Origin of the sequence: Neobacillus sp. CF12, from assembly GCF_030348765.1 — a bacterium.
Lineage (GTDB): Bacteria > Bacillota > Bacilli > Bacillales > Cytobacillaceae > Neobacillus.
In genome coordinates this window covers 1,420,805-1,435,025 of sequence record NZ_JAUCEU010000007.1, presented here as the reverse complement: position 1 = coordinate 1,435,025, position 14,221 = coordinate 1,420,805, and the positions used below count along the sequence as shown (strand labels likewise).

The 14,221-nt window shown below is 39.4% G+C and carries 10 protein-coding genes and 1 pseudogene; 8 read left to right on the top strand and 3 right to left on the bottom strand.

The features are described from left to right. The first annotated feature begins 3 nt into the window (after positions 1 to 3). From QUG14_RS07180 to brnQ, 4 genes are all read left to right on the top strand, one after another. Complete coding sequence (locus QUG14_RS07180; RefSeq protein ID WP_289339833.1) at positions 4 to 1,311, top strand: MFS transporter; 1,308 nt, start codon at positions 4 to 6, stop codon at positions 1,309 to 1,311. 33 nt (positions 1,312 to 1,344) lie between these two features. Further along, positions 1,345 to 1,719, top strand: a complete 375-nt coding sequence (locus tag QUG14_RS07175) for a sensory rhodopsin transducer (protein WP_289339832.1) — start codon at positions 1,345 to 1,347, stop codon at positions 1,717 to 1,719. 107 nt (positions 1,720 to 1,826) lie between these two features. Beyond that, complete coding sequence (locus QUG14_RS07170; RefSeq protein ID WP_289339831.1) at positions 1,827 to 2,786, top strand: AraC family transcriptional regulator; 960 nt, start codon at positions 1,827 to 1,829, stop codon at positions 2,784 to 2,786. Positions 2,787 to 2,830: 44 nt separating this feature from the next. Further along, positions 2,831 to 4,156 (top strand): branched-chain amino acid transport system II carrier protein, encoded by a 1,326-nt coding sequence (gene brnQ / locus QUG14_RS07165; RefSeq protein WP_289339830.1) that lies wholly within the window; start codon positions 2,831 to 2,833, stop codon positions 4,154 to 4,156. Positions 4,157 to 4,221: 65 nt separating this feature from the next. Here brnQ and QUG14_RS29740 read toward each other — a convergent pair whose 3' ends face one another. Genes QUG14_RS29740 through QUG14_RS07155 form a run of 3 tightly spaced genes read right to left on the bottom strand, consistent with a single transcriptional unit; the run spans position 4,222 to position 5,944 of the window. Beyond that, positions 4,222 to 4,377 carry a hypothetical protein gene (locus QUG14_RS29740; protein WP_353961103.1) on the bottom strand — a complete coding sequence of 52 codons (156 nt, stop codon included), beginning with the start codon at positions 4,375 to 4,377 and terminating at the stop codon, positions 4,222 to 4,224. Continuing rightward, positions 4,356 to 5,264 (bottom strand): S8 family serine peptidase, encoded by a 909-nt coding sequence (locus tag QUG14_RS07160; RefSeq protein ID WP_289344088.1) that lies wholly within the window; start codon positions 5,262 to 5,264, stop codon positions 4,356 to 4,358. The genes QUG14_RS29740 and QUG14_RS07160 overlap by 22 nt, the downstream gene beginning before the upstream one ends. Beyond that, positions 5,261 to 5,944 carry a protease inhibitor I9 family protein gene (locus tag QUG14_RS07155; protein WP_289339829.1) on the bottom strand — a complete coding sequence of 228 codons (684 nt, stop codon included), beginning with the start codon at positions 5,942 to 5,944 and terminating at the stop codon, positions 5,261 to 5,263. The genes QUG14_RS07160 and QUG14_RS07155 overlap by 4 nt, the downstream gene beginning before the upstream one ends. A 283-nt stretch (positions 5,945 to 6,227) precedes the next feature. On the opposite strand from QUG14_RS07155, the gene QUG14_RS07150 reads away from it, so the two are divergent. The 4 genes and pseudogenes from QUG14_RS07150 to QUG14_RS07135 all read left to right on the top strand — a co-directional run bounded on the left by QUG14_RS07150 (position 6,228) and on the right by QUG14_RS07135 (position 14,159). Next, positions 6,228 to 9,755 (top strand): S8 family serine peptidase, encoded by a 3,528-nt coding sequence (locus tag QUG14_RS07150; protein ID WP_289339828.1) that lies wholly within the window; start codon positions 6,228 to 6,230, stop codon positions 9,753 to 9,755. 148 nt (positions 9,756 to 9,903) lie between these two features. After that, the gene (locus QUG14_RS07145; RefSeq protein ID WP_289339827.1) at positions 9,904 to 11,205 is read left to right on the top strand and encodes an MFS transporter; all 1,302 of its coding nucleotides are present in this window, start codon (positions 9,904 to 9,906) and stop codon (positions 11,203 to 11,205) included. 145 nt (positions 11,206 to 11,350) lie between these two features. After that, positions 11,351 to 13,711: pseudogene (locus QUG14_RS07140) on the top strand (cytochrome P450); the annotation flags it as partial. Positions 13,712 to 13,913: 202 nt separating this feature from the next. Beyond that, the gene (locus QUG14_RS07135) at positions 13,914 to 14,159 is read left to right on the top strand and encodes a hypothetical protein (RefSeq protein WP_289339826.1); all 246 of its coding nucleotides are present in this window, start codon (positions 13,914 to 13,916) and stop codon (positions 14,157 to 14,159) included. Positions 14,160 to 14,221: the final 62 nt, after the last annotated feature.

The following is a 14,221-nucleotide window of genomic DNA, read 5'->3' as shown; positions in this document are numbered from 1 at the left end:
TTAATGGCAAAAATCGGCAGTAAAAAAACAACCGGTATGAAAGCAACCCTTTCAGTAGCAATGGCCAATTATATTGAAGCAGGATCGATTGTGGCTGGAGCTGGGGGATTATCTCTTTGGGTGGAATACCTCAATTTGGATGATATTAAAATTGGTTTATTAGGTGCAGTTAGTGCCAATGCCTTTGGTGCTGCGGTGGGTGCGATTATCGGCGGGTATTTATGCGATAAATTAGGGCGTAAATTTATTTACACATATGATTTGCTCATTTACATGCTGGGTATGATCTTAATCATTTTTTCTTTTAATTTTCCAATGTTATTAGTAGGTTATATTATTACAGGATTAGCTGTCGGAGCAGGGGTTCCAGCTTCATGGACGTATATAGCAGAAGAAGCGCCGCATAAAAAACGGGCAGCCCATACCGGGATGGCTCAGCTGGCCTGGTCATTCGGTCCGGTAATTGCTCTATTACTATCTGTAGTGCTAGCACCGCTTGGCCTTTTAGGAAGCAGAATTATCTTTGGACATTTACTCGTTATTGCCTTTATCACTTGGTATATTCGACAAGGACTTTCAGAATCGGCGATTTGGAAGGAAGAAAAAGAAAAACAAAAGAAACAGAAAACACCATCTACTACGAATGCAATTAAAGAATTATTTAGTTTGAAAGTGAACCGAAAAGCATTATTTCTTTTACTAGGAGTCTATTTATTCTGGAATTTAACAGCTGGAGCAATGGGATTCTTCATGCCATATATTTATGAAACTGTTGGTGGATTATCCGCAAGCAAAGCGAATTTACTTCAATCATTACTATGGGTATTCACTGTTCTTACCACCTATTTTGTGTTTATTAAATTAGCGGATAAATTTAGCCGTAAAGCAATATATGCTGCATCTGCGATAATGGGAATCGCTGCTTGGATGTTATTAGTATTCGCTCCAATGACAACCCCAGTATTGTTATTATTCGTTTTCTTATGGGGAGCATCAGCAGGATTTGGTGCACAAGCATTTTACGGACTTTGGGCAAGTGAGTTGTTCCCAACTAGATACCGCGCACAAGCACAAGGGGTCATGTTCTTTATTGCGAGGATTGGTGTAGGTCTATGGACTGCAGTGATGCCAACCATAATAACACAGCTCGGCTTTAGCGTAGCAGGTGGAATTATGATTGCCTTCCTAGTAGTAGCTGCGTTAATTGGAACACTTGGAGCACCGGATACACAAGGAAAGACGCTTCAAGAAATTGAAAAAGAACGATATAGTGATCAAAGTAACGGTTCAACAAGTAAAAAAGCTGTGTAGATTGAAAATAACTAAATTAATGGGGTTAACACAATGAGTGCAAATCAAGCAGGAGAAACACATTGGATTATACCTGATGCCTACATTCCACCTGAAAGTACTGGAAACCTCATCAGCCATGAATCTATTTGTGTAATGAATTGTAATAGTGAGAACGTAAATCTAGTCTTTACTATTTTTTTTGAAGATCGCCCTCCTATGGAAAATATCCTCGTAGAGGTAGCAGGGAGACGTACGAAGCATATTCGAACAAGCTCACTTGAGAAGGATGATGAACATATTCCATTAGGAGTTCCATATGCAATAGAAATTAACAGTGATCTTCCAATAGTTGTACAATATAGCCGATTAGATACAACACAAGCAGAATTAGCATTAATGTCAACAATGGCATTTCCATTAAAATAAGGTAAAATAGGTGTGGTCCAGAAATAGGACCACATTTTTTTGTTGGCAGAATATAAATATGATATGATTTTGTCCATGATAGAAAGAATTTAGAAAATGGTGAGTGCATGAATCGGGATGTTTTGGAGGAGCTTTTACAGATAAACGACGAAGAGAGGATTATTCTGGAACGGCAAACAAAAGTAAGTAAAGAACTTTATACAAGCAATTCCAATTTTATTATCGAAAGTGATAAATTTCTTAGTAATGACAAAATGATTATGGTCCGTAAACACACAAGATTTGTGGACTTTCCATTACATAAACATGATTATATTGAAGTGAATTATGTGTACAACGGGGAATTACAGCAGACAGTCGGCGGTAGACCGATTACCTTGAAAAAAGGGGAGTTGCTTTTATTAAATCAGCATATTGAACATGAAATAAAAGCTTGTGGTAACGAAGATATTGTAATTAATTTTATCATTCGTCCTGCTTTCTTCGACTTTATTTTTTCCTTCTTAAGTTCAGAAAATATTATCAGCGATTTTTTGCTAAGCAGTCTTTACAATAATACACAGAATGGACAATTCCTTTATTTTAAAGTATCGGAAATACAGTCTATTCAGGAGTTAATAGGGAAAATGATTCACGAAATTATGAACCCTTCCACATTCTCTGAATCTGCCATCAAGCTTTACATGGGTCTATTTATGATTGAACTTATCAAGAATTCTGATATGGTGGAAAGAAAAGAAGAGGCGTCCATCACTCACTACTTGGTTGTTAAATCACTAAAGTATATCGAAGAACATTACAAAGAAGCTTCATTATATGAATTAGCCAATCAATTGAACCAATCCCATTATGGATTAAGTAAAACCATAAAAAAGGCGACTTCTCGTACATTTAAAGAGCTTCTTCAGGAAAGAAGGCTGGTAAAAGCCAAAGAATTATTAGAAGGCACAGACATGCCTATTGCGATGATAGTGGAACAGGTGGGCTACGATAATATCAGTTATTTTTACCGAATCTTTAAAGGTAAATATGGACAAACACCCAAAGAATTCAGAGCAAATAAATGATATAATTTTTGAATATTATTTACTACAATCTAAGGAGATACATCATGAATTTTTCTGCAAAACAAATTATCTTTATCAGTTTTATGTTATTTTCTATGTTTTTCGGTGCAGGGAACCTTATTTTCCCACCCTTTCTGGGTCAATCAGCAGGGGATCATATCTGGCTGGCACTTGCTGGGTTTATTGTTTCAGCAGTAGGACTGCCAATATTAGGAGTGATTGCAGTTGCAAAAGTAGGAAGCTTGAACGAGCTGAACCTTAGAGTTCACCCTTTATTTGCATTAATATTTCCATTTTTAATTTATATTGCAATTGGTCCAGGACTAGCTATTCCGCGTGCCGGAAGCCTTGCATTTGAAATGGGTGCCGCACCCTTCTTGCCGGAGAATTTGGTTGAAGGACCTATATCTTTATTACTCTATAGTATCGTCTTTTTTGGGTTAGCCGCCTGGTTGAGTATGTATCCTTCTAAACTGATTAGTCTTTTTGGGAAATTGTTGACGCCAATCCTCTTAACCTTGATAGCCATTATTTTTGTAAAGAGTTTAATGGATCCAATTGGATCATTTGAATCACCTGTTGGGAATTATCAAGAGAATCCTTTATTCCAAGGAATATTGGAGGGGTATTTAACTATGGATGCCTTGGCAGCACTCGCATTTGGTATTGTAATTGCTAACACGTTGACTGCACAAGGTGTAATTGACTCCAAAAAGAAATCACGCTATATGATGTACGCGGGTTTGGGTGCTGGATTGTTATTAACAATGATTTATCTTATTTTAGGATATTTAGGAGCTGCCAGTTCTTCTTTAGGACAAGCTGAAAATGGGGCAATCATTTTGTCCAACATCATGACCTACCTGTTTGGACAAAGCGGAACATTGCTGCTTGGGATCGTCTTTACGCTGGCATGTTTTTGTGTATCGATTGGTTTAATTACATCATGCAGCCAATTCTTCTCCAATGCCATTCCAAAAGTTGCTTATAAAGTATGGGTCGTTATCTTAGCTGTTCTTAGTACTGCGATTGCAAATTTAGGTTTAACCCAAATCCTGCAGATATCTGTACCTATTCTTGGCATGATCTACCCAATTGCAATTGTACTAATTTTCTTAGGCCTACTGGATGATATAATAAAAAGAAATCCATATATTTATGGTTCTGTAATCGGCTTTGTTGCTCTTTTTAGTGTTTTAGACACCATTAACAAAGTATTTTTCGATAGTAAATGGAGTGGGGCATTTGAAATTCTTCCTTATTATATCGAAGGGCTAGGGTGGATCATCCCTGCACTTATAGGGTTAGTCGTTGGATATTTTTTAGGTTGGTTAAAAGGTTCTTCTTCTGTAATGAAAACAAATCCGTAGTAAATTTTATGGCAAAAAAACAAGAAACCATCAATACTGTGGTTTCTCGTTTTTTTTGAAGGGAATTATTGAATATTTAATTCTGTTAAAATATCCTCTAATCTTTTCCCATTGTAGATCTCTTTTCCTTTAGGAGCTTTTTGGACATCAGGGTTTTGTTTTAAATAGTGTTGTTTTATAAATTGCATATCATTTGCATCTACGACACCATCAAAATTGATGTCTGCTTCACGCTTGTCCTTACCCTAAGAGCGAAAGCAGGAATGAATTCAGAACCATCACCTAGATAATGAGGAATCTGCCCTTCTTTTGGGTCATTATTATACAGTAAAACCGCTGTGGCCCCATGTTTTTTGGCGATCATAACCTTTTCATTTAAACTAAAAATCCCACGTTCAATAAGTACCATTTTTCCATTTACATCTTTGCCGTCGTAATTGTAATCATAGCCTAATCCAACATCAATGATGGAAAGTGCTTGATTTTTCAATGCATTTAAATCATCACTGTAGTTTTTTGCAAGCAATCGTAAATCGGTAAAGGAAAGATTATCGACTGCAGCACTTGCTGTTGGCACTGTAATCGAATAATCGCTTGCACCAATAGTTAGCGCTAATGCTGAAGTTCCAGGTGATCCGAGAGAATATAAATCACTTCCAGAGTTTCCTGCAGCGATAACTGCAACTGTACCTGCTAGAGCAGCGTTGTTGATGGCAATAGAGGTTGGGTCTAGTGGATCATTATGATTGCTGCCTAATGAAAGGTTAATCACATCCATCCCATCTACCACGGCTCTTTCAATCCCTGCTAAAATATTACTGTATGAACCTGATCCATATGGACCTAACACCTTATATCCATATAATTCTACTCCTGGAGCAACCCCTGTGACGGCAATGTCAGCATTGTTTTTTCCTTGTCCGGCAATCGTACCAGACACATGAGTCCCATGAGACGTATAATATGTCGATCCGCCTAATGGACTTATTTCAGGCTCTCCAGATTGTTTCCATTCTTCATACGTTGTTTCCATTGGATCTGCATCGTTATTGACAAAGTCATATCCACCCTTAAAGGCATCTTTTAAATCTAGGTGTGTATAATCTATCCCTGTATCAATGACGCCAACCTTAATCCTTTACCCGTAATGCCCTCATCATGAAGTTTTGTGGCACCGATATGAGCAATGCTGTCTAGAGCAGGGGATGTGTTTTTCGTTTGTGTTTCTTCATTCTCCGGAACAGGTGGCTCTACCGATACTTGTATATCTTCCCAAATTGCTTTTATCCCTTCCATCGAGAGGAGTGTTTGCACATCCTTAGCTGGTACTGTCATCGCAACACCGTTAAAGCTATGACGATATTCTTTTCTGATTTCTAAGTTTGGCGCAGCTTTTTTTGCTTGTCCTATCTTTTTCTTGAAGTTTTGATGAGACTCCTCAACTTTTTTACTTGCTTCGCTTAGAGTCAGTGTTTCTCCGATTTCAGCATTCTTTTTCACATCTGTTATAGCAGGATCCTGTGTGAATTGAACAATGATGTTAACAGGTTTGTTGCTGACAGTGTCAAGAGTAGGGGATAGGTATTTATGGGGAACTCCCACTTCTTGATGGTTATGAATTCGGTCTCTGTCTTGCTTTGTTAAATGTTGTAGGTATTGTTCAACGTTGGTGATTTTGCTAGGAGTGGTAGTTTCTGCAAACATTTGAGTATTACTAGAAAATAGTAAACTAGTTGCTATAAAACAGGTAAAGACTAATTTTATTGAGGATGAAGCTTTCTTTTTCAATCTTTTAACACCCTTTCTCTTTCTACTAATTTTTTAGATTATCAACTTTCATTATAGGTTGGAGTATAAGAGCCGCAAATGGGGGTATTTAAGCGTGACTTCTATACCGGATAATCTCAAGAAATAACAAAAATAAATCTTATACAAGGTTTTGCAGTACATTTTACCTAATTTATAACCCCAATAGATTATTGGGTGCAAAGTTATTAAGATTATAGTTGTGTTAATATTTTGAAAAATGGAAAAGTTAGATTATCTATTAATAGAGGGGAAACGTGAAAATATGAAAAAGAGAAGAAGGTTACCGTTTAAAGTATTTACAACGTCAGCATTAGCAACGATGTTGTTATCTTCAACAGGTTTTGCGGAAGGAATAGGAACGAATCCGGTTCCCGCTCCAAGTGTAGAGGAGATTGTGAAACAAGGGCAGAAAATATTCTTGGATGAACAAAGACAAGCTGCAGAAGCTGCCGCAGACCAGTTTGGATATAAGGATTTAAAGAAAAACGGTCTAGCAAAACCGTATCAGCCTAATGAAAAGGTGCGTCTAATTGTTGAGGTAGAACAGCCTGACACAGTGGGGGACTCTAAACAAAACAAGAAGGCAAAGTATAAACAAAAACAAGATCATGTGATTGCTCAAATTTCTAAGACTAAATCTGCAGGTAAAGTAAAGAATCGTTTCTATGAAGCCTTTAATGGATTTAGTATAGAAACTGAGTTTAGTAATCTAAAGGAAATTCAAGCGACCCCTGGTGTAACAAATGTACATATTGCGAGGACGTTCCAACCCTCAATGGGAGCTAGCAAAGAATTAGTACAAGCCCAAAAGGTATGGGAGGAATATGGTTACGAAGGAGAAGGATTGCTTGTTGCGATTGTCGACTCTGGAATTGACTTCAGTCATCAAGATATGAAGTTAACAGAACAAGGAAAAGAGAAACAAAAGTGGACACAAGAGGGAATTGAAGGTAAATTTGCTGAAACCGAGGTAAGTGAGGTATGGTACAACGACAAGGTTCCAACAGGATATGACTGGGCCGATAAAGATACGGATGTCATTCCTCGCGGGCAAAACGGTTCTTCGCATGGTATGCACGTAGCAGGGACAGTAGGGGCAAATGGGGATGAGGAAAATGACGGTGTACAAGGTATTGCTCCAGGTGTGCAGCTGCTTGCGGAAAAAGTATTTTCAGATAATGGCGGGGGTGCATATGAAGATGACATTATTGCGGGTATAGAGCATGCAGTCACAATGGGAGCAGATGTCATTAACATGAGTTTAGGCTCTGATGCGGGATATGTTGGAGAGGAGAACGATCCAATTCAAAAATCGATTCGAGAAGCAACCGAACAAGGGACACTTGTAGTGGTCGCTGGTGGAAACTCCGCTTACAGCACAAAAAACAATCTTTTACAATCTGCAGCGAAACCATATTCAGAAAACCCGGATATTGGGACAGTAGGAGAACCAAGCGTAAGTCCTTATGCCCTGTCAGTCGCTTCCTATGAAAATACAAATATTCATATGAATACATTAGCAGAGGAAAATGGCTTGCAGCTCCCATACCAAGACCAAACTCAATATAATTTCAAGCTCTCAAGAGTACTGGAAGTGGGCAAGAGCTATGAATTGGCATATGTTGGGGAAGGGAAAACAGCAGATTTCGTTGGAAAAGATGTGACTGGTAAAATTGTAGTTGCCAAACCGAATCAGCCATATGCTACTTACACGTATGTACAAAATGAAGCGAAAAAGAAAGGCGCAAAAGCAGTTATCCTTGTGCCACCTAGTGAAGTAGCTGATTATCCCTACGTATATCTAAGTTCCTTCTTTATTCCTGCCGCAACGACAAGTAAAGAGGCAGGAGATGCGTTAATTGCGAAGCTTACAAGTGGACAAAGTGTAAAAATGAAAATGTCCAAAGGAATTTATATTGAAAATCCTGATAAAAATGCGATATCTGATTTCTCATCCTATGGTGCACCACACACATTAGATTTTAAACCAGAGATTTCTGCACCTGGTGGTAACATTTATTCAACGGTTACGGGTAATGAGTATGAGATTATGAGCGGTACATCGATGGCAACTCCGCATGTGGCTGGCGGTTCAGCATTATTACTGCAAGCATTATATGAAAAAGGCTTAGCTCATTCTAAGGAAACAGCATTAAAAGCAAAAATCGCATTAATGAATACAGCACAATTAATACAAGACCCACGCACCAATAGTGAGGTACCATACTCACCGCGTGTACAAGGATCTGGCTTAATGCAAATTCAAAATGCCATTAAAACACCTGTCCTTGTTACGAGTGATAAAACTCCATTAGAGCAAGCCGGAGCAGTTGCCTTAAAAGAAATTACGGGCAACAATGCACACTTCAAGTTGAATGTAGAAGCTCTACAAAACTTAGATGTAAAAGACCTAGAATACAGTGTATACGTTGATGTATTGACGGACGATACAGAAACAAAAAAATATGACTTAGACAATGATGGAACATTGGATTCTAAAGAATATTTAACGTTAACGAGTAAGCGGGTACAGGGTGCTTCCGTTTTGGTAAACGGGGAAAAAGTAACTCATACAGAAGGAAAGACATTAAAGATTAAACCGGGGCAAGAGAAATATTTAGACATCCAGATTTCATTACCAGCCAGCTTAAAGGAAGGCACGTTTGTTGAAGGGTATGTACGTCTTGTGCCAACTGGCAAAAACAGTGAATCGGCCGTTCCAATAACCGTTCCTTACATGGGCTTCTATGGTAAATGGGATCAAGCTCAGAACTTAGATCCAGCAGCATGGGATAAAGATGCTTTCTTAGGATATACGGTGCTTTGGAATGATGAGCCATTCTCAGAAGGCACATTCCCATTAGGTTATGATCCTAGAAAGGGAACATTCAATACGGACCGTATCGTGATATCTCCAAACACGATTTATCCAGGTGTATTCCCGACATTCACCACACTTCGTAATTTAGAGAAAACAGAAATGTACGTGGAAAATCAAAATGGACAACTCGTTCAATATTTAGGTGACTTTAGTGAATACACTGGGAAGCCATGGAAGTTCCGTAAGAATGTTATGGCCTATCGGGACTATATGAATGGTGGATATTTATGGGACGTAAAGGACAAAAATGGACAAGTAGTCAAAGATGGCAGCTACAACTATGTTATTAAAACAACACTAGATTACAAGAATGCGAAACCACAAGAAGTGAAGCTTCCAGTTAAAGTAGATTCTGTTGCTCCGGTAGTATCCGATATCCAAGTACAGCCAAAAGAAGGACAATATGAAATAACCTTCAAGGCGGTGGATAACGAGAATGGCAGTGGCTTTTACGGTGCAATCATTTGGTATAACGGTAAGTATATGCCGCTAGCGCAGGGACAAACGTCAGTTCTTGTAAAAGAGGAACCGAAGAGTGTTGTCGTGTTAGGTTCAGACGTCGCGCTTAACCATGGATATACCGTTTGGGGAGATCCTTCGTATATTAATGATGAAATGCTTGTCAGTTGGTTCAGCGTATATCCAAATAAAAATGTAAATGAAAGTACCCCTGCGGGAATTAATGCTTTTGCCAATAATCGAGTGAATTGGACGATTAATATTAAAGATGGAAGTGGTATGGTCGTTGACTCGATTGTGGTGGAAAATGAGCATGAAATTCACTTAGAGTGGAAACCGGAGGCAGATCTTCCTAATGGCACGTATACAGTATCAGCAGAAGTGGAAAACAAACAAGGCTTTAAAGTGACGACAAGTCCGCAATCTGTAACGGTCTTACAACAACCATAAAATCATACGAAAAAGTCGGTTCGAGATTAAAGAACCGGCTCTTTTGCATTGGTTAAAAACACGTATAAAAAATGTTTTCGTTATTAACCCTAAATGGTATTATTTAGTAATCAGTATCAATTATGTTGCAATTGGGAGAGGTGTAGTTATGTCAGATAAACAGGATGATTCAGGTGCTTTTAATAAGTATCAGGAATACATTGACTCACTAGAAAAACAGCGAGCTTTATATCGACGGACGTTGATTATCGTAGTTTTATCACAAATTTTCGGTGGCGCCGGACTTGCAGCTGGCATAACGGTAGGAGCACTTCTAGCTCAGGATATGTTGGGGACAGATAATTTTTCGGGAGTTCCAACAGCGTTATTCACTCTTGGGTCTGCTGGGGCAGCACTACTTGTAGGAAGGTTCTCACAACGATACGGCCGCAGGACAGGGCTGGCTGCGGGTTTTCTTGCTGGGGGAATGGGAGCGATTGGCGTAGTCGGTGCAGCGATAACCAATAATATATTCCTACTATTTGTCTCACTACTACTCTATGGTTCAGGAGGTGCCACAAACTTACAAGCCCGCTATGCAGGCACCGACTTGGCAAGTCCCAAGCAGAGAGCGACAGCCATTAGTATTGCCATGGTATCGACCACATTTGGTGCAGTTGCGGGTCCCAATTTGGTCGATGTAATGGGGCGATTTGCGATCAAAATCGGCATACCAGCATTATCGGGACCGTTTTTATTAGCTGCAGCAACTTATATTCTTGCTGGTTTGGTTCTTCTACTGTTACTGCGTCCGGACCCTCTCATCGTTGCAAAAGCAATCGCGGACGACAAGAAAAAGAATAGTGACATACTTTCAGTTCGTAATCCAGCTACACTTTCGTTTAACAAGAGAGGAATTGTTGCAGCAGCAACATTAATGGTGTTAACCCAATTGGTGATGGTTGCCATCATGACCATGACGCCTGTACATATGGGGAAGCACGGGCATGGATTAAATGAAGTTGGTATGATTATTGGATTCCATGTTGGTGCAATGTATCTTCCATCTCTCCTAACAGGAGCCCTCGTTGATCGGATTGGACGCCTATACATGGCAATCGCAGCAGGTGTCACCTTACTAGCAGCAGGCGTACTAGCTGCTATTGCACCTGGTGAATCGATGACTTTACTTACTTTGGCGCTCATATTGCTAGGATTAGGCTGGAATTTCGGATTAATAAGTGGAACCGCGATTCTAGTAGATTCAACGAATACGGCCAATCGTGCTAAGACCCAGGGTACTGTAGATGTTATGGTTGCCTTATCTGGAGCATCGGGAGGTGTACTATCTGGGGTAGTTGTAGCGAATTCCAGTTACGCTGCTCTCTCAGTTGGGGGAGGTCTTCTTTCGCTCTTGTTGATTCCTGTTATTATTTGGTCCAGTACTAAACAGGTAAAAGCGCAGGCGTGATCTATTGTTGGATCACGCCTTGATTTTTATTTGTAAATATTTCGACAATTAGATTGACGTTATATCAGGTGAGGTATTATACTAATTAAAAAAATGAATGAATGTTCATTCAATATGACTATTACTAATCAAAGGAGAATTTTTCATGGAGACCCTCATCCCAATCCCGCAGCCAAAAACGTTTGGTCCGCTTGGCAACTTGCCTTTAATTGACAAAGAATCACCAACCCTTTCATTATGTAAACTTGCAGAGGAATACGGTCCGATTTTTCGCATGGAATTCTATGGTGGATTCTCAACCATCTTTCTTTCCGGACATAAATTGGTTGCCGAGGTTTGTAATGATTCAACATTCGACAAGAGCCTTTTAGGCGGTTTAAGTAAGGTTCGTGCTTTTTCCGGAGACGGGCTCTTTACCAGCAAAACAAGTGAGCCTAACTGGCAAAAAGCTCACAACATCCTTGTGCCATCATTTAGTCAACAAGCCATGAAAGGTTATCACTCGATGATGGTGGATATAGCCCAGCAGCTCGTTCAGAAATGGGAACGTATGAATCACAATGAGAGTATTGACGTACCAGATGATATGACCAGATTGACCCTGGACACAATTGGTTTATGTGGCTTTGGTTATCGATTTAACAGCTTCTATCGAGAAAATCATAATCCTTTTATTATCAGCATGGTTAATTCTCTTGATGAAGCCATGCACCAGAGTACACGCATGCCTATTCAGAATAATCTCATGTATAAAAGAAAGAAACAATTCGAAAAAGATACTCAATCAATGTTTTCTTTAGTAGATCAACTGATTGCCGAGCGTAAAGAACGAGGAGACCAAGGTGAAACCGATATGCTTGCCCGAATGCTTAGTGCTAAGGACCCGCAAACAGGTGAGACGTTGGATGATGAAAATATACGTTTCCAGATCATTACTTTTTTAATAGCCGGACATGAAACGACGAGCGGTTTGTTGTCATTTGCACTTTACTTGCTATTGAAAAACCCTGAGGTACTAAAAAAGGCATATGAAGAAGTAGACCAATTCTTTACAGGTCCAATCCCTACATATAAACAAGTAACGCAATTAAAATATATTCGAATGATCTTAAACGAATCATTAAGACTTTATCCTACTGCGCCTCAATTTACTTTATATGCAAAAAAAGAAATGGTCCTCGGCGGGAAATATCAAATAAAGAAAAGGCAAAATGTAGCGATTCTCCTTCCACAGTTACATCGGGATAAAGAGGCATGGGGCCAGGATGCAGAGGAGTTTCGTCCTGAACGCTTTAAGGATCCTAGTAAAATACCCCACGATGCCTTCAAACCGTTCGGTAATGGACAACGTGCCTGTATTGGGATGCAGTTCGCGCTTCACGAGGCAGCGCTGCTGTTAGGGATGATTCTTCAAAAATTTGATTTAATTGATCATGATCACTATCAACTGAAAATAAAACAAACAATGACACTTAAACCAGACCATTTCACGATGCGAGTGAAACCAAGAGTTAAAAAAGACAACAATGTGGCTACACTACAGAACATATCGTCCCGTACAAAAAAGGATAACCAAAGCCTGAATTCTTCATTTATAGGTACTAATAATCAACCATTACTAGTCCTTTACGGCTCCAATATGGGAACAGCAAAAGGAATCGCCTATGAAATGGCCGAAAAGGCTAGCAGTTATGGGATTCGGAGTGAAGTGGCAGCACTAGATGAAGCCATTAACAATTTGCCAACTGGAGGGGCCGTGTTAATTATCACCTCATCCTATAATGGTAAGCCGCCCAAAAATGCACGGAAGTTTGTGCAATGGCTGGAAACCCTAGAGCCGGGTAAACTTAATGGAGTTCATTACGCCGTATTGGGCTGTGGGGATACTAACTGGGCAAGCACCTACCAAGAAGTGCCGAGGTTCATCGACGAACAGCTTGCCCATAAAGGAGCCAGCAGATTTTCACTCTGTGGAGAGGCAGATGTAAGTGGTGATATAGAGGAGCAACTACAAATATGGCAACAAACTATGTGGCCACAGGCCATGGGATTTTTCGGCCTAACTCAACTTGAGGGTGACCAAAGTACACTTAGTATTCAGTATCTCCATCAGGGAAATGAGTCCGAAAGTATTTTTCCAAGTAATAGCATGGAGATTGTCAATCGAGTCTTATATCGCTATAGGCTAAACGGTAATGACCAAGTAATTCTTTCAACAAACAAAGACACCCTTTCACATCTTCCTTTAAATCGAAATGTAAATCTATATGAACTACTTAGGGATTATGTAGATTTACAAAATTCAGCAACTCGAAGTCAAATTCGTGAACTTGCGGATTATACAGTTTGTCCTCCTCATAAACGGGAATTAGAATATTTGATGCAGGATGGAATCTATGAAGAACAAATCGTTAGAAATCAAGTTACAATGCTTGACTTGCTTGAAAAGTATCAAGCTTGTGAAATGCCGTTTCAGCACTATTTGGAACTTTTACCCCCTTTGCAGATGATACCTGAATTAGTTCAGTAAAAAAGCAACCTTCTGGCTTTGTGGAACGTCCACTAATGCTAAGAAGGTTTTATTATTATCGCGGTGTTTACGGTTCGGTGGGGACGTTATCCGTTATTGCAAAAAACAACTACATCAAATAGAACGTACAGATAGATGAAGCATAGACTATTGTAACAACAAGTAAGGATGTCATACCATGAAAAGAATAAGACAAGTACAACCCATGATCGGGCAAGCGTGGACAGGGAGACATGTGGTCTTGCTTCATTGCACGACGAATAATCAACTATTACATTTATATAAAAGCTACCATGCTCCAATCGAGCCGCCTCGCGATAATTGTGCAGAAACCTTAGCGCAATTACTAAGTATTGGTTATTCGTTACAAGCTATAACAGCCATTACACCAAATCAAATTCAATATTTTTTGGTTCTAGAATAAGAAAATATACACAACCAGAAAACAGCCGCGTTAGTTCCTTAGAACGGCTGTTTTCTAATTTC